This is a genomic window from Pseudomonas sp. PH1b (assembly GCF_000633395.1).
In the GTDB taxonomy this organism is placed as follows: Bacteria; Pseudomonadota; Gammaproteobacteria; order Pseudomonadales; family Pseudomonadaceae; genus Aquipseudomonas.
Genome location: NZ_AYMU01000015.1, coordinates 63117 through 87029, shown reverse-complemented (window position 1 = coordinate 87029; position 23913 = coordinate 63117). Strand labels below are relative to the sequence as shown.

General features: G+C 63.0%; 22 protein-coding genes. 6 read left to right on the top strand and 16 right to left on the bottom strand.

Annotation, left to right across the window (positions count from 1 at the left end; genetic code table 11):
- Nucleotides 1-24: 24 nt before the first annotated feature.
- The 10 genes from U873_RS0122955 to U873_RS0122910 form a co-directional block, all read right to left on the bottom strand.
- On the bottom strand, nt 25-1212 hold the full coding sequence (locus U873_RS0122955; RefSeq protein WP_025130472.1) for an ATP phosphoribosyltransferase regulatory subunit: 1188 nt from the start codon (nt 1210-1212) through the stop codon (nt 25-27).
- 291 nt (nt 1213-1503) lie between these two features.
- Nucleotides 1504-2373, bottom strand: a complete 870-nt coding sequence (hflC, locus tag U873_RS0122950) for a protease modulator HflC (protein WP_025130471.1) — start codon at nt 2371-2373, stop codon at nt 1504-1506.
- The gene (hflK, locus tag U873_RS0122945) at nt 2373-3551 is read right to left on the bottom strand and encodes an FtsH protease activity modulator HflK (protein WP_025130470.1); all 1179 of its coding nucleotides are present in this window, start codon (nt 3549-3551) and stop codon (nt 2373-2375) included. Before hflK ends, hflC begins: the two co-directional genes overlap by 1 nt.
- Before the next feature lie 96 nt (nt 3552-3647).
- Complete coding sequence (hflX, locus tag U873_RS0122940; RefSeq protein ID WP_025130469.1) at nt 3648-4949, bottom strand: ribosome rescue GTPase HflX; 1302 nt, start codon at nt 4947-4949, stop codon at nt 3648-3650.
- Nucleotides 4950-4961: 12 nt separating this feature from the next.
- Complete coding sequence (gene hfq, locus U873_RS0122935) at nt 4962-5222, bottom strand: RNA chaperone Hfq (protein ID WP_007921378.1); 261 nt, start codon at nt 5220-5222, stop codon at nt 4962-4964.
- Nucleotides 5223-5315: 93 nt separating this feature from the next.
- Nucleotides 5316-6287, bottom strand: a complete 972-nt coding sequence (gene miaA / locus U873_RS0122930; protein WP_025130468.1) for a tRNA (adenosine(37)-N6)-dimethylallyltransferase MiaA — start codon at nt 6285-6287, stop codon at nt 5316-5318.
- Nucleotides 6287-8197, bottom strand: coding sequence for a DNA mismatch repair endonuclease MutL (gene mutL / locus U873_RS0122925; RefSeq protein ID WP_025130467.1), 1911 nt, complete (start codon nt 8195-8197; stop codon nt 6287-6289). Before mutL ends, miaA begins: the two co-directional genes overlap by 1 nt.
- The gene (locus U873_RS0122920; RefSeq protein ID WP_218188939.1) at nt 8194-9621 is read right to left on the bottom strand and encodes an N-acetylmuramoyl-L-alanine amidase; all 1428 of its coding nucleotides are present in this window, start codon (nt 9619-9621) and stop codon (nt 8194-8196) included. Before U873_RS0122920 ends, mutL begins: the two co-directional genes overlap by 4 nt.
- 3 nt (nt 9622-9624) lie before the next feature.
- Nucleotides 9625-10095, bottom strand: coding sequence for a tRNA (adenosine(37)-N6)-threonylcarbamoyltransferase complex ATPase subunit type 1 TsaE (tsaE, locus tag U873_RS0122915; protein ID WP_025130465.1), 471 nt, complete (start codon nt 10093-10095; stop codon nt 9625-9627).
- Nucleotides 10083-10943, bottom strand: a complete 861-nt coding sequence (locus tag U873_RS0122910; protein ID WP_025130464.1) for an NAD(P)H-hydrate dehydratase — start codon at nt 10941-10943, stop codon at nt 10083-10085. Before U873_RS0122910 ends, tsaE begins: the two co-directional genes overlap by 13 nt.
- Nucleotides 10944-11006: 63 nt before the next feature.
- On the opposite strand from U873_RS0122910, the gene queG reads away from it, so the two are divergent.
- The gene (gene queG / locus U873_RS0122905; RefSeq protein ID WP_025130463.1) at nt 11007-12086 is read left to right on the top strand and encodes a tRNA epoxyqueuosine(34) reductase QueG; all 1080 of its coding nucleotides are present in this window, start codon (nt 11007-11009) and stop codon (nt 12084-12086) included.
- Here the strand turns inward: queG and U873_RS0122900 are convergent.
- Both U873_RS0122900 and orn read right to left on the bottom strand, forming a co-directional pair.
- Nucleotides 12068-12682: a trimeric intracellular cation channel family protein gene (locus U873_RS0122900; RefSeq protein WP_177330307.1), complete on the bottom strand. Its 615-nt coding sequence runs from the start codon at nt 12680-12682 to the stop codon at nt 12068-12070. The genes queG and U873_RS0122900 overlap by 19 nt on opposite strands.
- 116 nt (nt 12683-12798) lie before the next feature.
- Nucleotides 12799-13341 (bottom strand): oligoribonuclease, encoded by a 543-nt coding sequence (gene orn, locus U873_RS0122895; RefSeq protein WP_025130461.1) that lies wholly within the window; start codon nt 13339-13341, stop codon nt 12799-12801.
- Between the two features lie 109 nt (nt 13342-13450).
- Here orn and rsgA point away from each other — a divergent pair, with 109 nt between their 5' ends.
- Nucleotides 13451-14482, top strand: coding sequence for a small ribosomal subunit biogenesis GTPase RsgA (gene rsgA / locus U873_RS0122890; RefSeq protein ID WP_025130460.1), 1032 nt, complete (start codon nt 13451-13453; stop codon nt 14480-14482).
- 172 nt (nt 14483-14654) lie between these two features.
- Here the strand turns inward: rsgA and motB are convergent, their stop codons facing one another.
- Both motB and motA read right to left on the bottom strand, forming a co-directional pair.
- Nucleotides 14655-15671, bottom strand: a complete 1017-nt coding sequence (motB, locus tag U873_RS0122885) for a flagellar motor protein MotB (RefSeq protein ID WP_025130459.1) — start codon at nt 15669-15671, stop codon at nt 14655-14657.
- Between the two features lie 3 nt (nt 15672-15674).
- A complete protein-coding gene (motA, locus tag U873_RS0122880) occupies nt 15675-16526 on the bottom strand; it encodes a flagellar motor stator protein MotA (RefSeq protein WP_025130458.1) in 852 nt (283 codons plus the stop codon).
- 166 nt (nt 16527-16692) lie between these two features.
- On the opposite strand from motA, the gene U873_RS0122875 reads away from it, so the two are divergent.
- Genes U873_RS0122875 through asd form a run of 3 tightly spaced genes read left to right on the top strand, consistent with a single transcriptional unit; the run spans nt 16693 to nt 19969 of the window.
- A complete protein-coding gene (locus U873_RS0122875; protein ID WP_025130457.1) occupies nt 16693-18231 on the top strand; it encodes an HDOD domain-containing protein in 1539 nt (512 codons plus the stop codon).
- 43 nt (nt 18232-18274) lie between these two features.
- Nucleotides 18275-19090: a thiosulfate sulfurtransferase gene (gene rhdA / locus U873_RS0122870; RefSeq protein WP_025130456.1), complete on the top strand. Its 816-nt coding sequence runs from the start codon at nt 18275-18277 to the stop codon at nt 19088-19090.
- A gap of 18 nt (nt 19091-19108) precedes the next feature.
- On the top strand, nt 19109-19969 hold the full coding sequence (gene asd, locus U873_RS0122865) for an archaetidylserine decarboxylase (RefSeq protein ID WP_025130455.1): 861 nt from the start codon (nt 19109-19111) through the stop codon (nt 19967-19969).
- An 86-nt stretch (nt 19970-20055) separates the two neighbouring features.
- Here asd and serB read toward each other — a convergent pair whose 3' ends face one another.
- Nucleotides 20056-21270, bottom strand: coding sequence for a phosphoserine phosphatase SerB (gene serB, locus U873_RS0122860; RefSeq protein WP_025130454.1), 1215 nt, complete (start codon nt 21268-21270; stop codon nt 20056-20058).
- 134 nt (nt 21271-21404) lie between these two features.
- Between serB and U873_RS0122855 the strand changes: the two genes are divergently transcribed.
- Nucleotides 21405-22946 (top strand): AhpA/YtjB family protein, encoded by a 1542-nt coding sequence (locus tag U873_RS0122855; RefSeq protein WP_025130453.1) that lies wholly within the window; start codon nt 21405-21407, stop codon nt 22944-22946.
- 216 nt (nt 22947-23162) lie between these two features.
- Here the strand turns inward: U873_RS0122855 and U873_RS0122850 are convergent, their stop codons facing one another.
- Nucleotides 23163-23873 (bottom strand): membrane integrity-associated transporter subunit PqiC, encoded by a 711-nt coding sequence (locus U873_RS0122850; protein WP_025130452.1) that lies wholly within the window; start codon nt 23871-23873, stop codon nt 23163-23165.
- Between the last annotated feature and the right edge of the window lie 40 nt (nt 23874-23913).

The window sequence follows — 23913 nt, the reverse complement described above, 5'->3', positions numbered from 1 at the left end:
GCCGGCAGCCGCCGGCAGGAAAACTCAAGAAGCCAGCGGCAATACTTGCCAAAGCCCATTCTGCTGAATCAATTGCCGGTCGCAGTCCGCCTCACGGGCAGCGGCCAATGGCTGTCCAGGCAGGGCCTGAACCACACGCTGACCCTCACTGCGCAACTGGCAGACGGTCTGCCAGAGTGCCGCGTCAGTGTTGTCTGGCATCCAGATACCGCCAGACGGTAGCTCGACTTCAGCACGCCCCAGGGTCACCAGGGTTTTCAAATCGGTGGAAAAGCCGGTGGCTGGACGGGCGCGCCCGAAGTCCGCACCGATGTCATCGTAGCGACCGCCCTGGGCGATGGATTGACCCATGCCCGGCACGAACACCGCGAACACCACACCGGTGTGGTAGTGGTAGCCGCGCAACTCGCCCAGGTCGAAATACAGCGGCAGTTCCGGGAAGCGCACCGACAAGCGCTCGGCGATCGTCAGCAATTCATCCAGGGCCAGCAACACCGAGGTCGGGGCACCCGCCAGGCGGCGACGGGCGTCACCCAGCACTTCGCGACTGCCACACAGGTCCACCAGGGAGCGCAGCATGTCAGCCAGATCCGCCGGCAGCCCTGCGGTCAGGCTGATGACTTCATCGATCGCCTTGCGCTGCAGGGCGTCGAACAACTGTTGCTCCACAGCACCGGACAAGCCGGCTGCCTGGGCCAGGCCACGGTAGATACCCACGTGCCCCAGATCCATGTGCACATCCGGCACATCGGCCAGTTGCAGCATCGCCAGCATCAGGCTGATCACTTCAACGTCGCTGCTCGGGCTGGCATCGCCGTACAACTCGGCACCCAGTTGGATCGGGCTGCGCGAGGACGACAAGGCCCGCGGCTGAGCATGCAGCACACTGCCGGCGTAGCACAGGCGGCTCGGCCCTTCACGGCGCAGGGTGTGGGCGTCGATCCGCGCCACCTGCGGCGTGATGTCGGCCCGAAAGCCCATCTGCCGGCCCGACTGCGGGTCGATGACCTTGAAGGTACGCAGATCCAGGTCCTGGCCGGCGCCTGTCAGCAGGGATTCCAGGTATTCGATATGGGGAGTGACGACAAACTCGTAACCCCAACTCTGAAACAGATCCAACACCTGACGACGCGCCACTTCGATGCGCGCCGCTTCCGGCGGCAATACTTCTTCGATGCCATCTGGCAGCAGCCAGCGGTCTACCGTTGCCATTACGCCATTCCCCTATGGTCCGGGCGGCAAGCCTGGGGCCAGCCTTAGAGTGAAGCAGAAAACAGTCGCATCCGACGCGAGCTCAGCCGGACAGGCAGCCAGGAATCAGCTGTACAGACCATTTTCCTCGAAAAATCTCGCCGGACTCTTGAACGAGCCACGGCCAATCAAAGATGCAGACGCAAAAAAGCCGGGAATTTCCCGGCTGCCGCATCATACACCCGTTTTCCCAAAGGATCACCCCGCGAGGCGTTTTAGCCGCCCAGCGGGGTGCCCAGGGTCAGGGCCTGATCAAGGCTTGGACTTTTCCAGGTAATGGAAGAAGTCGCTGCTTGGGTCCAGGACCATGACGTCGGTTTTGTTCGCGAAGCTTTCACGGTAGGCACGCAGGCTACGGTAGAACGCGTAGAACTCCTGGTCCTGGCCGTAGGCCTTGGCGTAGATCGCCGCAGCCTGGGCATCACCATCACCGCGGGCCTCTTCAGACTCGCGATAAGCTTCTGCCAGCAACACGCGACGCTGGCGATCGGCGTCGGCACGGATGCCTTCCGCCAACTCGTTGCCCTTGGCCCGGTGCTCGCGAGCCTCACGCTCACGCTCGGTGCTCATGCGTTCGAACACGCTGCGGTTCACTTCCTTCGGCAGGTCGATGGCCTTGACCCGGACGTCGACGACTTCGATGCCCAGTTCCTTTTCCGCCATCTTGTTCAGCGATGCAGTGATGTCAGCCATCAGCGCGTCACGTTCACCGGAAACCACTTCGTGCAGGGTGCGCTTACCAAACTGGTCACGCAGGCCCGATTCCAGACGACGGGAAAGACGCTCGTCGGCAATCTGCTTGAGGCCGGAAGTCGCGGTATAGAAGCGCTCGGCATCTTTAACCCGCCACTTGGCGTAGGCATCGACCATCACGGCTTTCTTTTCCAGGGTCAGGAAGCGCTGTGTCGGTGCATCCAGGGTCATCAGGCGGGCGTCAAACTTACGCACCTGGTTGATGTAGGGCACTTTCCAGTGGGGGCCAGGCTGGACATCGGCCTGAACCACACGACCGAACTGCAGCAACACCGCGCGCTCGGTCTGAGCGACGATGTAGAAGCTGTTCCAGGCAACCACCGCCACGACAACGCCCACGATCAGGGCGATCAGCGATTTATTGCTCATCAGCGACTCTCCCTAGAACGCGTTTGCTGCTGTTGCTGCATATGATCAGCCGCCGCACGCGCATTCGCTTCATTGCTGGCCGCAGAAGCCGAGCCCGTTACCGGAGTGCCGGCGCCACGACCACTGTCGATCATCTTGTCCAGCGGCAGGTAGAGCAGGTTGTTCTGCCCACCTTTGCTGCCAGTCACCAATACCTTGCTGGTATTGCTGAAGACTTCCTGCATGGTGTCCAGGTACAAGCGCTGGCGAGTGACCTCGGGAGCCTTGCGGTACTCGGCGACCAGTTTGGTAAAGCGATCCGCCTCACCCTTGGCGCGGGAGACCACTTCATCGCGGTAACCGTTGGCATCCTCGAGGATACGCTGGGCTTGACCACGGGCTTCCGGCACAACGCCGTTGGCATAGGTTTCAGCCTGGTTGCGCGAACGCTGCTCATCTTCACGGGCACGGATCACGTCATCGAAGGCTTCCTGCACTTCACGCGGTGCCGCTGCGCTCTGTACGTTCACCTGAGTAACGGTGATGCCAGTGCGATAGTTGTCGAGGAACCGTTGCAGGCGCTCCTTGATCTCGCTGGCCATCAATTCACGACCCTCGGTCAGTACCTGGTCCATGGCGGTAGAACCCACCACGTGGCGCAGGGCACTGTCGGTCGCGTGCTGCAGGCTGATTTCCGGCTGATCGACGTTCAGCACGAAGTCCTGCAGATTGCTGATCTTGTACTGCACGGTCAGCGGCACTTCGACGATGTTCTCGTCTTCGGTGAGCATCTGGCCCTGCTTGGTATAGGCACGCTCACGCGTGACGTTCTCCATGTACTTCTTGTCCATCGGCGGGAAGTAGATATTCAGACCCGGGCCAACGGTTTCGTAGTATTTGCCGAGGCGCAGCACCACGGCCTGCTCCTGCTCGTCGACTACATAAACCGCGCTGTACAGCCACACGGCCGCCAGCACGACAAGACCGATACCCAGCAAGCCGAAACCACCGCCCTTGCTGGAGCTACCGCCGTCATCACCACGTTTCTTACCACCACCGAACAACCCATTCAGGCTTTCCTGCAGCTTACGGAAGGCCTCGTCGAGATCTGGTGGCCCCTTGCGATCGCCATTATTGCGGCGCTTGCCACCCCAAGGGTCCTGATTATTCGAGTTGCCACCCGGCTCATTCCAAGCCATAGCGCTCTCCATCTGATAAAGCAAAGACGCACCCACGGCGCGCCGACCAATGCTACAGAATGCCTGCTACAGCGGCACAACCGCTTACCCAGGCTTTTATTGCAAAGTGTGTTGCTCGATGAATTCCGACGGCTGCAGACCTTCGCGACTGACCAGCCGATTCAACTCGGCGCGTGGCAGGCGAACGGCCAGCAAACTGACGCCTTCGTCGTCGTGCTCTTCTTTCTGCACAGCGTTCAACTGGAAAAACTGTGCTCGCAGTCGAGCAAAACGCTGAGGCAAGCGCAAGGTGCCCACGAACAAATCTTCCCCCAGCAGCTCGGCGATGGCCTGCTTGAGCAGATCCAACCCCTGACCGTCACGAGCCGACAACCAGACCCGTTGCGGCTTGCCGTCTGGATCGCGCTGGATCTGCGGCTCCACGCCCTCGAGCAAATCGAGTTTGTTATAGACCTCCAGGATCGGCAAGTCTTGAGCCCCGATCTCCCCCAACACCACCATCACCTGCTCGATCTGGGCCATGCGCTCAGGCTCATGGGAGTCGATCACATGGAGCAGCAGGTCGGAGTTGCTCGACTCTTCGAGGGTCGCGCGAAATGCCTCCACCAGCTTATGCGGCAAGTGCCGGATAAAACCCACGGTATCTGCCAGCACAATCGGCCCCAGGTCATCCAGATCAAGCCGGCGCAAAGTCGGATCGAGCGTGGCGAACAACTGGTCGGCAGCGTAGACGTCGGATTCGGTCACCGCATTGAACAAGGTCGACTTGCCGGCGTTGGTGTATCCCACCAGCGATACGGTCGGAATGTCGGCGCGCTTGCGCCCTCGACGGGACTGCTCACGCTGGCTGCGAACCTTTTCCAGGCGCGCCTTGATCTGCCGCAGACGGACGCGCAACAGGCGCCGGTCGGTTTCCAGCTGGGTTTCACCCGGGCCGCGCAGACCGATACCGCCCTTCTGCCGCTCAAGGTGAGTCCAGCCACGAACCAGTCGCGTACTCATGTGCTCAAGCTGGGCCAGTTCGACCTGGAGCTTGCCTTCATGGGTGCGTGCGCGTTGGGCGAAGATATCGAGGATCAGACCCGTGCGATCAATCACGCGACACTCGAAGACTCGTTCGAGGTTGCGCTCCTGACTGGGCGTGAGGATGTGATTGAAAATCACCAGGTCTACCTGTTCGGCTTTGACCAGGTCGCGTAATTCCTCGACCTTGCCGCTGCCAACCAGGTATTTGGCGGTTGGCCGATGACGCGGCACGCTAACAAACGCGACGGTCTCGGCGCCGGCCGATAATGCCAGCTCCTGAAACTCCTGCGGATCTTCGCGCGCCTCAGGGTCCTGACCATCCAAGTGAACGAGAATGGCCCGTTCACCACCACCGTGGCGCTCAAAGAACAAAGGAGACTCCTATCAGGCGTTACCTGGCTCAGCGTCACCCTGTTCGGATTCGGATGCGCTAGGCAGGCGAATTGGGCGAACTGGAACCACTGTCGAGATAGCGTGCTTGTAAACCATCTGGCTGACGGTGTTTTTCAGCAGGATGACGAACTGGTCGAAAGACTCGATCGTACCTTGCAGCTTGATCCCGTTGACCAGATAGATGGAAACCCCAACCTTCTCTTTACGCAATGTATTCAAGTAAGGGTCTTGTAGCGAATGCCCTTTTGACATGTGCCGCACTCCTTTAAGGATCAATAATAAAAAATCAGAAAACAGATGGCCAAAGCCGTCACACCCCCAAGGATAGACGGCAATTGCAGGGACTCAGCTCAATATGGAGATCGTCCCTAAGTATTTCAAGGCGCGTGGCAGATTGTCGCAATCGAGGCTGTCCAACCATTGCAGGTCAGCCCAACTGCGTAACCAGGTGAACTGTCGTTTCGCCAACTGGCGCGTGGCAATAATGCCCCGTTCCTGCATTTCGGCTGACGTCAGCTTGCCATCCAGATGATCCCAGACTTGGCGATAACCCACTGCACGTATAGACGGCAACCCGGCATGCAGGTCACTTCTGGAACGCAGAGCTACGACCTCGTCAATGAATCCCTGTTCCAACATTTGTGTGAATCTTTGTGCAATACGCTGGTGAAGCACCTGGCGATTCGCCGGAGCGATGGCCAGATTGGCGACAGTATAGGGCAATTGACTGCGTCCCGATGCGCCTGCTTCAGCACTTTGCGCCAATTGACGCTGACGATGTGCGGTCATCGTCAGGCCACTGACCCGATAGACTTCCAGGGCCCGGCTCAAGCGCTGGGGATCATTGGGGTGGATCCTTGCCGCGGACTCGGGATCCACCGCCGCCAGTTGTTCATGGAGCGCTTGCCAGCCCAGGCGTGCCGCCTCTTCTTCGAGCTCGGCGCGCACCTGAGGGTCCGCTGCGGGCATGTCCGCCAGGCCTTCGAGCAACGCCTTGTAATACAGCATGGTGCCGCCCACCAGCAGCGGGATCTTGCCCCTGGCGGTGATATCGGCCATCGCCGCCAGGGCATCGTGACGAAAGTCCGCCGCCGAGTAGCTTTCAGCCGGGTCGAGGATGTCGATCAGGCGATGGGGAAATTCTGCCAGGAGCTCCCTGGAAGGCTTGGCGGTACCAATGTCCATCCCCCGGTAAACCAACGCCGAGTCGACACTGATCAACTCGCAAGGCAGTACCTTGGTCAGCTCGATGGCCAGATCGGTCTTGCCCGCAGCGGTCGGGCCCATGAGGAAAATCGCTGGAGGAAGCTGAGTCATCAACGGCCGCGCAGAAAGAGTTTGTCCAGATCGTCCAGGCCCATCTGGGTCCAGGTCGGTCGACCGTGGTTGCATTGGCCGCTGCGCTCGGTGTTTTCCATGTCCCGCAGCAAGCCGTTCATTTCCGGCAAGGCCAGGCGCCGATTGGCACGGATCGCACCGTGGCAGGCCATGGTTCCCAGCAACTCGTTGAGGTGAGCCTGGATCCGGTCGCTGGTGCCGTACTCCATCAGGTCCGCGAGCACGTCATGCACCAGTCGATTGGCCTCGGCCTGCTTCAACAGCGCCGGAATCTGCCGGATCGCCAGGGACTCTGGGCCCAGGCGCTGCAGCTCGAAGCCCAGACGCTGGAACCAGCTGGCGTGTTCTTCCGCACAATCGGCTTCGCGCTGGCTGACCGCAATCGACTCCGGCACCAGCAGTGGCTGGCCACTCAGGCCTTCGCTGGCCATCGCCACTTTCAGGCGCTCGTACATGATCCGTTCATGGGCCGCGTGCATGTCCACCAGCACCAGGCCATGGGCGTTCTCCGCGAGGATGTAGATCCCCTTGAGCTGAGCCAGGGCGTAACCCAAGGGGGGAATGTCCTCCTGCCCCTCTGGCAGGGCAGCAGTGGCGGCGCCAGGCAGCGGTGCAAAGAACTCGCGATAGGCGCCCTGGGCCTCCGCTGCCGGCAGCACCGGCTGGGGGCGGGGCGTGTACTGGTATTGATAGCCACTGCCGGCGCCACTGCCCGGCGCGCTGAAGCCTGGCTGAGACTGCGGCTGCTCCAGGGCCAGGTTGGCGGCCAGGCGCATCTCGCCCTGAGGCCCGAACTCTCCGGCCTCGATACCGGTTGGCCGCACGATGCCGGCAACCGCCGCCGGCGCTGCCAACTGGTCTTCGGGACGCACATCGCCCAAGGCACGGTGCAAGGTGCCATACAGGAAGTCATGCACCATGCGTCCATCACGAAAGCGCACTTCGTGCTTGGTCGGGTGCACGTTGACGTCGACCACCGACGGGTCGACCTCGAAAAACAGCACGAAGGTCGGGTGCCGGCCGTTGAACAACACATCGCGGTAAGCCTGGCGCACCGCATGCGCCACCAGCTTGTCACGCACGGCCCGGCCATTGACGTAGAAGTACTGCAAGTCTGCCTGGCTGCGGGAGAAGGTCGGCAAACCTACCCAACCCCACAGGTGCAGGCCATTGCGCTCGACTTCGATGGGCAACGCCTGCTCCAGGAAACCCGAGCCACAGATCGCCGCCACGCGCCGGGCCCGGGCCGCATCGTCCTTGGCCTCGTGCAAGCTGAGGATGCTCTTGCCGTTGTGACGCAAATGGAACGCCACGTCGAAACGGGCCAGTGCCAGGCGCTTGATCACTTCCTGCAGATGATCGAACTCGGTCTTCTCGGCCTTGAGGAACTTGCGTCGGGCCGGGGTGTTGAAAAACAGATCGCGCACTTCCACCGAGGTGCCCACCGGGTGCGCCGCTGGCTGAACCCGCGGCGCCATGTCCCGGCCCTCGGTCTCCACCTGCCAGGCCTGCTCGGCCTCCCGGGTACGAGAAGTCAGGGTCAGACGCGCCACCGAACTGATGGAGGCCAGGGCCTCGCCGCGGAACCCCAGGCTCATCACCCGTTCAAGGTCTTCCAGGTCGCGGATCTTGCTGGTGGCGTGGCGCGCCAGGGCCAGGGGCAAGTCATCGGAAGAAATGCCGCTGCCATCATCGCGGACCCGCAGCAGCTTGACCCCAGCCTGCTCGACATCCACATCGATACGCTTGGCGCCGGAATCCAGGCTGTTTTCCAGCAACTCCTTGATCACCGAAGCCGGGCGTTCGACCACCTCGCCCGCAGCGATCTGGTTGGCCAGGCGCGGGCTGAGCAGCTCGATGCGGGCGCCACTGATTAGCGACTCACTCATTCCTTGGCCGCCAGTTCTGTACCAGGGACGGTCAGGACCTGCCCCACTTTCAATTCATCGCTTTTCAGGTTGTTGGCGCTGCGCAAGGCCGCCGCCGAAACCTGATAACGCACGGCGATCATGGCCAGGGTTTCGCCCGGACTGACCCGGTGGTCGCGAGGCCCCTGGGCGATCTTCCCGGAATCCCGCAGCCAGGCGATGTAGGTACCCGGTGGTGGATTCTGCTGGAAGAACTGCCGTACACCGCTGCTGATGGAGCGGGCCAGGGCCTGTTGATGGCTGGCAGTAGCCAGCTTCGAGGCTTCGTTGGAGTTGGAGATGAAGCCGGTTTCCACCAGGATCGATGGGATGTCCGGGGACTTGAGCACCATGAACCCGGCCTGCTCCACCCGCTGCTTGTGCAGCGGCGTGACCCGGCCGATGTTGTTCAGGACCTTCTGCCCGACATTCAGGCTGGAGGTCAGGGACGCAGTCATCGACAGGTCCAGCAGCACCCCGGCCAGCATCCGGTCCTTGTCATCGAGACTGACATTGCCGGCACCGCCAATCAGGTCGGAACGGTTTTCACTGTCCGCCAGCCAGCGGGCGGTTTCGGAGGTCGCTCCGCGCTCGGACAAGGCAAACACCGAGGCCCCGAAAGCGGCGGTGGAAGGCGCGGCATCGGCGTGAATGGAAACGAAGAGGTCGGCGCCTTTCTTGCGGGCGATCTCGGTACGGCCGCGCAATGGAATGAAGTAGTCGCCGGTACGGGTCAGTTCGGCCCGGAAGCCCTTGAGGCCATTGACCTGGCGTTGCAGCTCCCGGGCAATGGCCAGCACCACATCTTTTTCATGCTGGCCGCGAGAACCGGAGGCACCCGGGTCTTCGCCACCGTGACCGGCGTCGATCACCACAATGATGTCGCGCTTGCCCGCAGGAGCCGGAGGCAGCTTGATCGCCGGTGCGGTCGGTGTGACAGGGACTGCCGGCACGGTCGCCACGGAAGGGGGTGGAGCGACCGGCGGCGCGGCATCGGCCGGGTTATCGAACAGGTCGACCACCAGGCGGTTGCCGTACTGGGCATTGGGGGCCAGGGTAAAGCTCTTCGGCGTGACCGCTTTTTTCAGGTCGATGACCACCCGCAGGTCACTCGGGGTCCGCTGCGCCGAGCGCATGGCGGTAATCGGCGTGTTGGCCGTGGCGACATTCAGCGGACCGCCCAGAGTCGCGCCGTTGATGTCGATCACCAGGCGATCGGGGGCCGTCAGGGTGAAGACGCTGTGCTGAACCGGGCCGGACAGGTCGAACACCAGCCGCGTGTTATCCGGTGCCCGCCACAGGCGGACGCTGCGAACCTGTGTAGCGGCCACAGCATCGACGGCCAATGCCGTAAGCAACAGTCCTACGACAGCAACCAACGCGCGAATGCGCATACCTAACCCCATCAATTATTTGAATTCCAACGCCAAAGCGGCACACCAGGACTCGCCGCGCGAGCCTTGAGACAACAGATGTACAGAACGCCCATTGTTATGCGGGGTTATGGTAATGGTCAGGTCGGGCTTTGGCAAAAAGCCTGCACCACGCTGAGGCCACTCCAGAAGACACAGAGCATCACCCTCGAAGTAGTCGCGAATCCCCAGGAACTCCAGCTCCTCTGGGTCTACCAGACGATAGAGATCAAAGTGAAAGGCCCGCACCGAACCTATCTCGTAAGGCTCCACCAGGGTAAAGGTCGGGCTCTTGACCGCCCCTACATGCCCCAGCCCACGGATGATTCCCCGGGACAGGGTGGTTTTCCCCGCCCCCAGGTCGCCCTCGAGAAATATCACCCCTACCCCTTGGGTCACCCGAGCAATGCGCGTTCCAAATTCCACCATGGCCTGTTCATCGGCCAGATAAAGGGTTAACTCAGACACGGTGATTGCTCCTCCAACAACTGACGAATGGCTGGTATCAGATCACTGGCCGCCAGCCCACGGCCCAATTTCCCTTGCTGCTCACCGGCACTGGCATGCAGCCAGACCGCCAGGCAGGCGGCATCGAATGCCGGCAGCCCCTGGGCCAGCAGCGCACCGATCAACCCGGCAAGCACATCCCCCAACCCTGCCGTGGCCATTGCCGGATGCCCGGCATCACAACGGGCCAGGCGTCCGTCCGGGCTGGCGATCAGACTGCCGGCGCCCTTGAGCACGGCCACAGCCGCAAACTTGCGGCTCAGCGCCAACGCCGCCGCGGGGCGATCGCCTTGCACTTCGCCGATGGACAGCCCCAGCAGGCGCGCCGCCTCCCCCGGGTGGGGCGTGATCACACTGGCGGCCGGCAGTTGCACCTCGCCCCCGGCCAACAGATTCAAGGCATCGGCATCCCAGACCTGGGGCAATGACGCATTGGCCGCCGCCGACAGCAGGCTGCGGCCCCAGGCCCCCTGGCCCAGCCCGGGACCGACCACCACCACCGTGGCCCGCGCCAGCAAGCCCATCAGCTGATTGGCCGAATCGGTGCCCTGGGTCATGACTTCTGGCAAGCGTGCGCCGGCCGCCGCCACGTGTTCGTTGCGGGTAGCCAGGGACACCAGCCCTGCGCCGCTGCGCAAGGCACTTTCTGCGGCCAGCAGAGCGGCGCCGGCAAAACCACGGTCGCCACCTATCAGCAGCAGGTGGCCGAACTGTCCTTTGTGGGCATCCGGAGAACGCGCACTCAGACACGGCAAATGGCCAGCTGTCAGCAACTGAACGTCAGGTAATGGGTGTTTTGTCTGCGGCATGCGTCTTCGGGCTCCGATGTCTGGCAGAATTATACGCACCTCAGCCCCGGTTTCTCTCGCCTCATGCCCGCTATTACCCAGGATCTCCCCGCTCTCGCCCAATCGATCAAGGACTGGGGCCGTGAACTGGGCTTTCAACAAGTCGGCATCAGCGGCCTGGACCTGGCCGAGCATGAGCAGCACCTGGAGCGCTGGCTCGCCGCCGGCTACCACGGCGAGATGGAATACATGGGCGCCCACGGCAGCAAGCGCTCCCATCCCGAGCAACTGGTGCCCGGCACCTTGCGAGTGGTTTCGCTGCGCATGGACTACCTGCCCGGCGATACTGAAATGGCAAAGCGCCTCGCCGAGCCTTCCAAGGCCTATGTCTCGCGTTACGCCCTGGGCCGCGACTACCACAAGCTGATCCGCAAACGCGTCCAGCAACTGGCCGAGCGCATCCAGCAAGCCATCGGCCCCTTTGGCTATCGCGCCTTCGTCGACAGCGCTCCAGTGCTGGAGAAAGCCATTGCCGAGCAGGCCGGCCTGGGCTGGATCGGCAAGAACACCCTGGTGCTCAACCGCAAGGCCGGCAGCTACTTCTTCCTCAGCGAACTGTTCGTCGACCTGCCGCTGCCGGTGGACGCCCCACACACCACCGAGCATTGCGGGCGCTGCACCGCCTGCCTGGACATCTGTCCGACCAATGCCTTCGTCGGCCCCTACGTGCTGGATGCACGACGCTGCATCTCCTATCTGACCATCGAGCTGAAAAACGCCATCCCCGAAGACCTGCGCCCACTGATCGGCAACCGGGTATTCGGTTGTGACGACTGCCAGATCGTCTGCCCCTGGAACCGCTTCGCCCGAACCTCGGGCGAAGGTGACTTCAAGCCGCGGCACAACCTGGACAATGCCGAACTGGCCGAACTGTTCATGTGGGACGAGGACCGGTTCCTCAGCAGCACCGAGGGCTCGCCCCTACGTCGCGCCGGCTACGAGCGCTGGCTGCGCAACCTCGCGGTGGGCCTGGGCAACGCGCCGTCGAGCATTCCGGTGCTGGAGGCCCTCAAGGCCCGCCAGGACTACCCCTCGGAACTGGTGCGCGAGCACGTGCAATGGGCGCTGAACCAGCACGCCAACCGTCAATGCTCGTCGTTATAGACGAACTTGGGCATTTCCCAGTGAAAGCGGATCGCCAACAGGCGCAATAGGAAACCACCGAACAGGGTGACCAGGATCGACTGCTCGCTGGGCAACTGCAGGTAGATGCACAGCATGTAGCACCAGGCCGCGGCGAAGGACACGCTGGCATACAGCTCGCGGCGAAAGATCAACGGAATGTCGTTGCAGAAGATATCCCGGAGGATGCCGCCAAAGACCCCGGTGATCACCCCACTGACCGCAGCCACCAGCATGCCATGACCCATTTCCAGTGCGGTCATGCAGCCGATCAGGGTAAAGGCCACCAGACCCACGGCGTCGAGCACCAGGAACAGCGAGCGCAAGTGGCGCATCAGCGGCGCGATAAAGATCGTCACCAGTGCAGCCACCGAGGTCAGCACCAAGTACTCCGGATGCTTGACCCACGTCAGCGGGTAGTGCCCGAGCAGCACATCACGGACCGAGCCGCCGCCCAGCGCGGTGACGCAGGCAATCAGCACCACGCCGAACCAGTCCATGCCTCGACGACCGGCAGACAGGGCGCCGGTCATGGCTTCGGCGGTAATGGCGATCAGATAAAGCATCAACAGCATGATGGCGGTCCTTACGGGAAGGCGCGCAGTCTACTCAGTTGAAGCAGGCACCAAAAGAGGGCGGTCACGCGGCGCGAGTGATCCACCGCGCCCGCCTGCGAGCAAACCTGTGCCCGCCATCAATACTTGATGAAGTGCTTGCGGTAGTGCTGCAGCTCGGCGATCGAGTCGCGGATGTCGTCCAGCGCCAGGTGGGTGCCACCTTTCTTGAAACTGTCGCGCACGTCCGGCGCCCAGCGCGCGGCAAGCTCCTTGAGGGTCGACACATCAAGGTTGCGGTAATGGAAGTAGCTTTCCAGGTCTTTCATATGGCGATAGAGGAAACGCCGGTCCTGGCAGATGCTGTTGCCGCAGATCGGAGACTTGCCCCTGGGCACCCACTGCTCGAGGAAGGCAATGGTCTGGGCTTCGGCTTCGGCCATGCTGATGCGGCTGTCTCGAACCCGTTGGGTCAGGCCCGAACCGCCGTGCTGGCGGGTGTTCCACTCATCCATGCCGGCGAGGATCTCGTCGCTCTGGTGGATGGCAATGACCGGCCCTTCAGCCAAGGTGTTGAGATTGCTGTCAGTGACAATGGTCGCCATTTCGATGATGACGTCGGTGTCAGGGTTCAGACCGGTCATTTCCAGGTCGATCCAAATCAGGTTCTGCGGGTTTTGCATGGGGTGGGCTCCTCGGCGTAGTTGCGCAGTTTAGCCTAGAGGGCCTGCCCGGCGTGCTAAACTCGCCGCCGTTTTACCCAACCGCCGTAATTATCGACACGGAACACCAATGGCCAAACGCCAGCTCAACCGTCGCCAAAACTGGCGCATCGAAAAGATTCAAGGTGAGCGCGCTGCCCGCGCCGCCAAACGCGAGTCCTCTGCCGTCGAGGCGCTCGAAGGTGGCGACCTGGGTCCGGAACAGACCGGCCTGGTGATTGCCCACTTCGGCGTCCAGGTCGAGGTCGAGGCCCGCGACGGCGAGTTGGCCGGACAGGTATTCCGCTGCTACCTGCGAGCCAACCTGCCGGCCCTGGTGACCGGTGATCAGGTGGTCTGGCGCGCCGGCAACCAGGGCATCGGGGTGATCGTCGCGCAATTGCCGCGCACTACCGAGCTGTGCCGCCCGGACAGCCGTGGCCAGCTCAAGCCGGTGGCGGCCAACGTCGACATGATCGTGATCGTGTTCGCGCCCATGCCCGAGCCCCATGCCAACCTCATCGACCGCTACCTGGTGGCCGCTGAACACGCCGGCATCCGTCCATTGCTGTTGCTGAACAAGGCCGACCTGATCGACGAGCAGAACGCTCCGGCGCTCAACGCGCTGCTGGCGGTCTATCGCCAACTGGGCTATCCGCTGCTGGAAGTCTCGGCGCATCACGGCGACGGCATGGAACAACTGCAAGCCCAGCTGGACGGGCGCATCAGCGTGTTCGTCGGCCAGTCGGGGGTGGGCAAATCCTCCCTGGTCAACAGCCTGCTACCGGAAGTCGAAACCCGGGTCGGGCCGTTGTCGGAGTTCTCCGGCCAGGGCACCCACACCACCACCACCGCGCGACTGTTCCACTTCCCCGGTGGCGGCGAGCTGATCGACTCTCCCGGTATCCGCGAGTTCGGCCTGGGCCATGTCAGCCGGGCCGATGTCGAGGCTGGTTTCATCGAGTTCAACGACCTGCTGGGCACCTGTCGCTTCCGTGACTGCAAGCACGACCGCGAGCCAGGCTGCGCCCTGCTCAAGGCCCTGGAAGACGGACGCATCCAGCAACAGCGGATGAACAGCTACCGCTCGATCCTCGCCAGCCTGCCTGACAGCAGCTACTGAGCCGCCGCCCGTAACTCCGCGCCTGCGCGGAGTTACCCTCGACCTTCGCTCCGGGCCGACAGCGGCCCATGCCAAGCACCTCTACAACACCTCAAGCCCCAGATCCGTCAGGCTCTTCCGAGCCTGCCAGCGCCCACAAAAAAGCCGACCTCACAGTCGGCTTTTTTGTCGGTTAGGGCTTCGGCGGCTCGGCGGGTTTCGGCGCCGGATCATCGAAGATATTCAAGCGCTCGCGCAGCTCGTGGGCCGGCAACGGCTCCTGCTCCGGCGGCAGGGCGTTCGGATCCGCCGGAACCTCGCCCGGCGCTCCCGTACCCTGGGTCGGTACGGGTGCCTCGGGAGCACCTTCACCCTCGATGGCGCGTTGAGCCTTCTTGGTCAGCACCACGATGTCGATACGGCGGTTGATCGGGTTGAACGGGTCCTGGCGATCAAACAGCGACGAGGAGGCATACCCCACGACACGAGCAACCTGGGCATCCGGATAACTCCCAGCCACCAGAGCCCGACGCGCAGCGTTGGCACGGTTGGCAGACAGCTCCCAGTTGCCGAAATCACCGCTGCCCGAGTAAGGCTTGGCATCGGTGTGGCCGCTGATGCTGATCTTGTTCGGCACCGCCTTGATGGTGTCGGCCATGGCCAGCAGGATGTCCTCGAAGTACGGTTTCAGGCGTGCGCTGCCGGAGTCGAACATCGGCCGGTTCTCGGAGTCGATGATCTGGATCCGCAGGCCGTCCGGCGTGATCTCGAAGAGAATCTGGTCCTTGAACTTCTGCAGCTGGGGGTTCTCTTCGACCTTGTTCTGCAGCTCCTGCAGCAACAGTTCCAGGCGCTCGCGCTCCACTTGCTCGGCCATGCCCTCCACCTGATCGGCGTCCACCGTGACCTTGTCCGGCTGTGGCTGGGACTTGATCTCGGGGTTGAGGGTGTTGTCCGGCGCCAGTTCCGGGGAACCACCCAGGTCAATGATGTAGGGCGTGCCGCTTTCCGAGAAGCCGATCGGGTCCTTGAAGTAACCGGCGATGGCGATCTTCTGCTCCGGGGTGGCCGTGGACAGCAGCCACAGCACCAGGAAGAACGCCATCATCGCCGTGGCGAAGTCGGCGAAGGCGATTTTCCAGGCGCCTCCGTGATGTCCGCCAGCGAAGCGCTTGACGCGCTTGATGATAATCGGCTGATTATTTTCCATGACTTAGCGACCGCGGACCGCTTGTTCCAGCTCGGCGAAGCTAGGACGGTGCGCTGGATACAGAACCTTGCGCCCGAACTCCACCGCCAGCGAAGGCGGCATGCCGGAGGCCGAAGCCACCAGGGACGCCTTGATGGCCTCGTAGACATTCAGCTCTTCCTTGGCGTCGTGGGCCAGGGAATGAGCCAGCGGGCCGAAGAAACCATAGGCCGCGAGAATACCGAAGAAGGTACCCACCAGGGCCGCACCTACGTGCAGGCCGATGGACTTCTGGTCGCCGTCCCCCAGGGACGCCATGGTCACCACGATCCCCAGTACGGCCGCGACGATACCGAAACCCGGCATGCCGTCGGCGATCCCGTTGACCGCGTGGGAAGGATGCTCAAGGTCTTCCTTGAGGCTGAACAGTTCCATGTCGAACAGGCCTTCCAGCTCGTGGGGGGCCATGTTGCCGGAGGACATGATGCGCAGGTAGTCACAGACGAAGGCCGTCATGCGCTCGTCTTTGAGCACCGCAGGGTACTTGGCGAAAATCGGGCTGGCGGCGGCGTCCTCGATGTCCCCTTCGATGGCCATCATGCCTTCGCGGCGACTCTTGTTGAGGATCTCGTAGATCAGGCCCAGTACTTCCAGGTAGAAGGTGTGGGTGAAGCGCGAACTGAACATGCCCAGGGACTTCTTGAGCACGTGCATGGTCATGTAGCCGGGGTTGGCCTGGAGGAATGCACCCAAGGCAGCCCCGCCAATGATCAGAACCTCGAAAGGCTGGATCAGCGCTGCGATCTTGCCGTGAGAGAGCACGTATCCGCCGAGCACGCTCGCGAATACGACGATGATGCCGATAATTTTAGCCATAGGTAGGAGAGTACTTATTGAGTCGGGTTCAAGGTCATATTCGGAAGTTCTTAAAACTCTTCTTCTACTTATCGGCAAAACTGCGCCAGACTATAGCCAGTTAAGGCGAAAAGCCAGTTTGGCCCGTTCTGGGCGTGTTCACAGCAGACGATGATTGCGCCCGACCATGTCCAATGAAACCAGCGTCCCAACCTCCCCGCCCACCTCTCTAGACGCCTGGGTAAAGCTCCTCAATGCCGTGCGCCTGCCCGTGCCGCAGGTCAGTCATGATCGCGTCTGCAAAGCCATCGCCAACAACCGCAGCTCACTGCGGGACATCGCCGATCTGATGCAGAACAGCCCAGCGCTGGCCCTGAGCGTGATCCGCGAAGCCAACCGCCACTCCCACGGCAGCATGAGCGAGCCGGCAGAAAACCTGGAGATTGCGGTCAATCGCCTGGGCCTCACGCGTACCCAGGAGTTGCTCGAGCAGTTACCGACCCTGCCGGAGGCACAAATCCCCCGGGCATTGCGGCAGTTGCAATTGGTCAGCCAGCACGCTTCCCAGCAAGCCAACGGCTTTTTCGCCGGGCGCCTGGCCCGCCTGTGGCAGGACATCCACTGGGGCAGCTTGCTGTTTCTGTCGCCGCTATGGGCCATGGCCCTGACCTACCCAAAGCTCCTGGAAGAGTGGGAACTGCGGGTCATCTATAAGCACGAGTCGGCACGGCACGTCGAGATGCAGTTGTTCGGGGTACGGCTGATGGAGCTGTGCCAGGCCCTGGTACAGGCCTGGCACCTGCCGATCTGGGTGCAACAAGGTTACCGGCTGCTGACCCGTGAACAACACCAGTTGGCCAAGGTCATGCTGATCGCCCGCGATGGCGATCATCCACTGCGCCAACAGCAGCGCCTGGACGCCGACCCGGATCTACAGCGCTGGCTGAATCAGCCGGCCAATTGCGTGCTGCTGGCCAACGGCATGGCGCTGGCCGCGCAGCACTCCTGGAACAACCCCCACGGCCGCCGCTGGCAGAACCTCACCGGGCTGTATCTGCAAATGCCGGTGACCGAGGTCCAGCAACAGCTGCACCAACAGGCCGCCACCAGCGCCCGCAACGACAGCCAGCCCGATCTCTGGCACCCGGCACAGGCACTGCTCTGGCCCTGGGACGCGCGCCGCCTGCACCCGGGCGAACAACCCGCGCCGGCCCCGACCGCCGCAGAGCTGGGCAAATGGCGCAAGCTCTGCAGCGAGCTGCTGCTGGACCCCAGCCCCTTTACCAATGCCGTGCACCTCACCGGCTTTGCCCGGGACGCCCTGGCCGCCTGCGGCATGCAGCGAGTCATGCTGTTGATGGTCGATCGCGGCCTGAACCACCTGCGGGTGCAACAGCTGCATGGCTTGCCCCAGGAGGCCGCCGGCCTGACCCTGCAAGCCAAGCAGAGCACGCTACTGCAACGCCTGCTGGAAAAGTCCGCGCAGGTTCGCATCACCCCAAGCAACCACAGGCAGTTCTCTGCCCATTTGCCAGGCGTCCTGCGCCAGCTGTTTCGTGGCGAACACCTGCTGATGCGCTCCCTGTCGTGCAACGGCCGGGTCCTGATGCTGGCCGTGGCCGACCAAGGCGGAGTGCCGTTCTCGGAAACCAGCGTCCAGGCGTTCGGCAAGACCGCTCAGTGCATTGAAAAAGCCTTGCACAGCTTTACCAACCGCAGCCAATGACGCTTGCGCTACAATCCCTCCCTTTGCGCCCTGGGAACCTGCCATGTCTGAATTCTCTGGCTTGCCGCTGGTCATCGAACCGAGCGACTTGCTCGCCCGTCTCGCTGCCCGCGAACTGATCCTGGTCGACCTGACCAGCGCCGCCCGCTACGCTGCCGGGCATATTCCCGGGGCACGCTTCATCGACCCCAAGCGCACCCAGCTCGGCCAGGCCCCGGCCCCGGGCCTGCTGCCGCCGCAGTCCGCCCTCGAGGCGCTGTTCGGCGAGCTCGGGCACAACCCGGACGCGGTCTACGTGGTCTATGACGACGAAGGCGGCGGCTGGGCCGGACGCTTCATCTGGTTGCTGGACGTCATCGGTCATCAGCGCTACCACTATCTGGACGGCGGCCTGCCTGCCTGGCTCGCAGAGGGCCTGCCGCTAGCCACCGAGGTTCCGGCCTCGAAAGGCGGCCCCGTACCACTGACCCTGCATGACGAACCCACAGCCACCCGCGAGTACCTGCAAAGCCGCCTCGGCGCCGCCGACCTGGCGATCTGGGACGCTCGCGGGCCGCTGGAGTATTCCGGCGAGAAGGTCCTGGCCGCCAAGGGCGGGCACATCCCCGGTGCGGTGAACTTCGAGTGGACCGCCGGGATGGATCAGGCGCGCCATTTGCGCATCCGCCGCGACATGCCACAGATCCTTGCGGACCTGGGCATCAGCAAAGACAAAGAAGTGATCACCCACTGCCAGACCCACCACCGCTCCGGCTTCACCTACCTGGTGGCCAAGGCGCTGGGCTACCCACGGGTCAAGGGCTACGCCGGTTCCTGGGGCGAATGGGGCAATCATCCCGATACGCCCGTAGAGATTTGAGTTTTTTAAGGACACCCAATGAAAAAGCGTCTGTTCATCATCAGCCAGTACCTGCTGCCTCACCACCTGCTGTCGCGCCTGGCCGGCTGCATTGCCGAGTGCCGCGTGCGCTGGTTCAAGAATGCCTTCACCAGCTGGTTCGCCAAGCAGTATCAGGTGAACATGTCCGAGGCCCAAGTGGAGGACGTGACCGCCTATGAGCACTTCAACGCCTTCTTCACTCGCGCCCTGAAAGACGGTGCACGGCCACTGGACCCGACCCCGGGCGCGGTTCTCAGCCCCGCCGATGGCGCAGTCAGCCAGCTGGGCCCGATCGAGCATGGCCGGGTATTCCAAGCCAAGGGCCACAGCTACAGCGTGCTGGAACTGCTGGGCGGCGATCCGACCCTGGCCCAGCCGTTCATGGGCGGCGACTTTGCCACCATCTACCTGTCGCCCAAGGACTATCACCGTGTACACATGCCATTGGCCGGCACCCTGCGGGAAATGGTCTATGTTCCCGGCCGGATCTTCTCGGTCAACCAGACCACCGCGGAAAACGTCCCCGAGCTGTTCGCCCGCAACGAGCGCGTCGTGTGCATCTTCGACACCGAGCGCGGGCCAATGGCGCTGGTGCTGGTGGGCGCAATGATCGTCGCCTCGATCGAAACCGTCTGGGCCGGCCTGGTGACGCCGCCCAAGCGCGAACTCAAGACCGTGCGCTACGACGAAGCCGCACGGGCGCCAATCCACCTGGAGAAAGGCGCCGAGATGGGCCGCTTCAAGCTGGGCTCCACCGCCATCGTGCTGTTTGGTCCGGATCAGGTGAAATGGGCCGAAGAACTGGCAGCCGGTTCGCCGGTACAGATGGGCCAGCGCCTGGGCGAGCCCAAGGCCTGACGCAGGAAGAACGAATAAAAAAACGCCGCGAATCAGCGGCGTTTTTTTATCGGGGCAGTTTTCACCCCACCCGGGATGAGAGCGGCTCAGAGCTGCCCGTCACGATCGCGGAACCCCAACAGGTACAGCACGCCATCCAGGCCCAGGGTCGAGATCGCCTGCTTGGCCGACTGCTTGACCAGGGGCTTGGCGCGGAACGCCACCCCTAGACCGGCAATGGCCAGCATCGGCAGGTCGTTGGCACCATCGCCCACGGCAATGGTCTGCTCCAGGCGCAGGCCCTCCTTGTGGGCCAGTTCGCGCAGCAGGTCGGCCTTGCGCTGGGCGTCGACAATCGGCTCCACGGCTACGCCGGTCACCTTGCCATCCAGCACTTCCAGCTCGTTGGCGAACACGTAGTCGATGCCCAGCTTGGCTTGCAATTGCTTGGCGAAGTAGGTGAAGCCGCCGGAGAGGATCGCGGTTTTGTAACCCAGGCGCTTGAGTTCGGCGAACAGGGTTTCAGCCCCCTCGGTCAGGCGCAGCGAGGCGCCGATGGAGTCCAGCACCTTGACGTCCAGGCCCTTGAGCAGCGCCAGGCGCTCCTTGAAGCTGGCACGAAAATCCAGCTCGCCTGCCATGGCCCGCTCGGTGATTTCCGCCACCCGGTCGCCCACTCCCGCCGCCTTGGCCAACTCGTCGATGACCTCCGCCTCGATCAGTGTCGAGTCCATGTCGAACACCGCCAGGCGCCGGTTGCGGCGGAACAGCGAGTCTTCCTGGAAGGCGATATCGACGTTCAGTTCCTGGGCCACACTGAGGAACTCGGCCCGGAGGGCTTGAGGATCGGCGGCTTCGCCCCGCACCGAGAACTCGATGCAGCCCTTGCCCTGATCGGCCGGCATGTCCAGGGGCATGCGCCCGGACAGGCGATCGATATGGTCGATGTTCAACCCATACTGGGCGGTGATCGAACTCACCCGCTGCAACTGCTCGGCGGTGACCTTGCGGGTCAGCAGGGTGACGATATGGCGCTTCTTGCCCTGCCCGTCGACCCACTGCTGGTAGTCCGCCTCGGAAACCGGAGTGAAGCGCACCTGCTGGTCGAGCTTGTAGGCGGTGAACAGAATGTCCTTGAGCACCGACGAGCTCTGCTCGTTGCTCGGGATTTCAACCAGGATGCCGAACGACAGGGTGTCGTGGATCACCGCCTGACCGATGTCGAGAATGTTCACACCACCCTGGGCCAGAACGCCGGTAATGGCCGCAGTCAGACCGGGACGATCTTCGCCGGTGATGTTTATCAGGACAATTTCACGCAAGGCGCACCCCCGCAGGTGGAAAAAAAGCGCATTCTACCCACTTTCGGTGACCATCGGGCACAGCCAGCGCTTTGCCGGTCTAGGGCCTGTCGCTATACTGCGCGTCAACTTCACGGACAAAAGAGCCGAGCTCAGTGAACCGGCCCACGCCAGTTAAAACCGATAACTTCTTCCTGCTGATCTTCCGTGCACTGCGCCACCGCCGTGTGCCGATTGCATTGCGCATTGCCAGCCATAACGTGATCCTGGTCGCCCTGGCCCTGGTGATCTATGCCGGCGTGATGGGCCTGCAGTTCAAGCAAGCCATGCACGAACAAGCCGACGCCCTGGGTCAGAGCCTGACCACCCAGACCGCCACCTCGGCCACCGAGCTGCTGGTGTCCAACGACATCCTCAGCCTCAATGTCCTGCTCAACAACCTGACCAAGAACCCGCTGGTGGCCCACGCGGCGATCTACAGCGTCGACAACCGCATCCTCGCCGAGGCCGGCCAGCGCCCGAAAAGCAGCCTGCTGGGTGAAACCGAGGGCGTTTACCAGACCAAGATCACCTTCCAGGACGTGACCGCCGGCAACCTGCGGATCAGCCTGGACATGGCCCAGTTCCAGCAACCGATGACCATCAGCCTGCAGAGCATGGGCATCCTTAGCGCCATCCTGCTGGCCCTGGCATTGGCCCTGAGCCTGCGCCTGGGGCGGCACATCTCCACCCCGCTGCTGCAACTGCGGGTCTGGCTGCGGGACCTGGACGAGCACACCCCGGCGATCCAGCGCCAGGACGAAATCGGCGACCTGGCGCGTCAGCTGCACGCACGCCTGGTACCCGAGAAACCCGAGCCCGAACCCCAGCCGGAAGCAGACCACGACGCCTATGAGGATGCCGAGGAAGACGAACCGGCCTTCGAAGTGCGCAACCTGCGCGACCCAAGCTTTGACGAAAGCGCCCCGATCGCCGGCCTCAAGCCTGCGCCGCGGCATCAGGTCAACGCCGAAGAAGATGAACAGGACGAAGAAGACCCTTTCGCCGACCTGCGCGATCACTCGTCGGCTCCTGCCGCCAAACCCCAGCCGCCGCTACAGCCTCAGGCTCCGACACAACCTCAGCACAGTGCCGTGCTGGCCGTGCAACTGGGCGCCCAGGAACAACTGCGCCGCCTGCCCCGCGCGCGCCTGATGGAATTGCTGGAGCGCTATCGCGACTGCCTCGACCAGGCTGCGTCGCTGTACCAGAGCGAACTGCACACCCTGAACGACGGTAGCACCTTGATGCTGTTCCACAGCGAAGACAGCGGCGACGACTACCTGACCAACGCCATCTGCTGCGGCGAGCTGCTGCGCGCCCTGGGCCACGCCCTGCAGATCGAAGTGGCGGACAGCGGCATCACCCTGCAACTGCAGTTGGGCCTGACCCTGGGTGACGAGCTGTTCGGCCTGAGCCAGATCGACCTGCTGCTGACCGAGACCGCCCAGGACGCCCTGGCCCTGTCCCAGCACAGCCGCAACCTGCTGCTGGTGGAGCGCAAGATCAACGACGACCCGCTGATTCGTCAGCGGGCGCGTATCCGCCCGATCGCCAGTCCGGAAGGCGCTTGCTGTGTCGAGCGCCTGATGGAGCCCTATCCGTCGATGCTTGAACGGCAACTGGCACGCATGCATGAGACACGGGCCAAGCTGTAAGGCTGAAGCCGTGCAAGAAAACGCCCGCCCAGTGCGGGCTTTTTTGTGCCTGGCGGGCGGGCGGTGTGGCGCCCTTCGCTGGCACGCCAGCTCCGACAATAGCCCTGGCGAACTGGGTAGCAGCCGGCTTGCCGGCGAAGGCAATCGACCAGACACGCTCACTGCAGAAACGACAAGGCCCGCCAATGGGCGGGCCTGGTCTTGCAGCCAATCACCTCAGAACCTGAACACTTCCATGTCCGTGCGGATCGGCGTGGCCATCGGAATCTTCGGCTGCTTCTCCTGCTCTGTCGGCTTGGCCACCGGCGCCGGTGGCGCCTTGCGTGGCACTTCGGCCACTGCTGGCTGGTTGGCCAGGGGCTTGAGGGCGCCCGACAATTGCTCGGCCAGACGCTGCAACAACACGCCTTGAGCCTGGACCTGGGAGGCCGTGGTGCCTGCGTGCTGCTCCTGCAGGTGAACGATGCGGTTGTCCCGCACCTGGCCACGACGGTCGATCAGGCGCCATTGCGCATCCAGCACCGCCGGCTGCGACTTGCCCGAATCCAGGCGGGTGATCGACAGCAACACCTGTACATCCGGGGTGAAGCCGCTGGTGGCCGGGGCCAACACCACACGCTGGCTGTCCAGGTGGCCAGCCACCTGGCGCAGCAGCAACTGGTCGATGTCCGAAGACAGGCTGCCGGCCCAACGACCGTCGGTCGAGGCTTGCAGGCTGCCATCATCCTGGCGTTGCAGAAGGGTTTCACGTTGCAGGTAATCGGCGATCAGCACCGGGCCCAGCAATACCGACATGCCGGCGCTGGCCGGCTGGGCTGGACTTCCGCTGTCCAGCTGATACAGCGACACCGGCTGGTGTACGCTGCAACCCGCCAGGCCAAGAACGCCAGCGAGCAAGAAAACAAAAGGAAGGCGCAGAGCAGTCATCATCCCATCCAGGTGGCGGCCACAAGGCTAGCCACAGTGT

Coding starts and splice junctions, on each gene's coding strand:
- U873_RS0122955 (WP_025130472.1), bottom strand. CDS start 1,212: ATGGCAACGGTAGACCGCTGGCTGCTGCCAGATGGCATCGAAGAAGTA.
- hflC (WP_025130471.1), bottom strand. CDS start 2,373: ATGAGCAATAAATCGCTGATCGCCCTGATCGTGGGCGTTGTCGTGGCG.
- hflK (WP_025130470.1), bottom strand. CDS start 3,551: ATGGCTTGGAATGAGCCGGGTGGCAACTCGAATAATCAGGACCCTTGG.
- hfq (WP_007921378.1), bottom strand. CDS start 5,222: ATGTCAAAAGGGCATTCGCTACAAGACCCTTACTTGAATACATTGCGT.
- miaA (WP_025130468.1), bottom strand. CDS start 6,287: ATGACTCAGCTTCCTCCAGCGATTTTCCTCATGGGCCCGACCGCTGCG.
- mutL (WP_025130467.1), bottom strand. CDS start 8,197: ATGAGTGAGTCGCTAATCAGTGGCGCCCGCATCGAGCTGCTCAGCCCG.
- U873_RS0122920 (WP_218188939.1), bottom strand. CDS start 9,621: ATGGGGTTAGGTATGCGCATTCGCGCGTTGGTTGCTGTCGTAGGACTG.
- U873_RS0122910 (WP_025130464.1), bottom strand. CDS start 10,943: ATGCCGCAGACAAAACACCCATTACCTGACGTTCAGTTGCTGACAGCT.
- queG (WP_025130463.1), top strand. CDS start 11,007: ATGCCCGCTATTACCCAGGATCTCCCCGCTCTCGCCCAATCGATCAAG.
- orn (WP_025130461.1), bottom strand. CDS start 13,341: ATGCAAAACCCGCAGAACCTGATTTGGATCGACCTGGAAATGACCGGT.
- rsgA (WP_025130460.1), top strand. CDS start 13,451: ATGGCCAAACGCCAGCTCAACCGTCGCCAAAACTGGCGCATCGAAAAG.
- motB (WP_025130459.1), bottom strand. CDS start 15,671: ATGGAAAATAATCAGCCGATTATCATCAAGCGCGTCAAGCGCTTCGCT.
- motA (WP_025130458.1), bottom strand. CDS start 16,526: ATGGCTAAAATTATCGGCATCATCGTCGTATTCGCGAGCGTGCTCGGC.
- U873_RS0122875 (WP_025130457.1), top strand. CDS start 16,693: ATGTCCAATGAAACCAGCGTCCCAACCTCCCCGCCCACCTCTCTAGAC.
- rhdA (WP_025130456.1), top strand. CDS start 18,275: ATGTCTGAATTCTCTGGCTTGCCGCTGGTCATCGAACCGAGCGACTTG.
- asd (WP_025130455.1), top strand. CDS start 19,109: ATGAAAAAGCGTCTGTTCATCATCAGCCAGTACCTGCTGCCTCACCAC.
- U873_RS0122850 (WP_025130452.1), bottom strand. CDS start 23,873: ATGACTGCTCTGCGCCTTCCTTTTGTTTTCTTGCTCGCTGGCGTTCTT.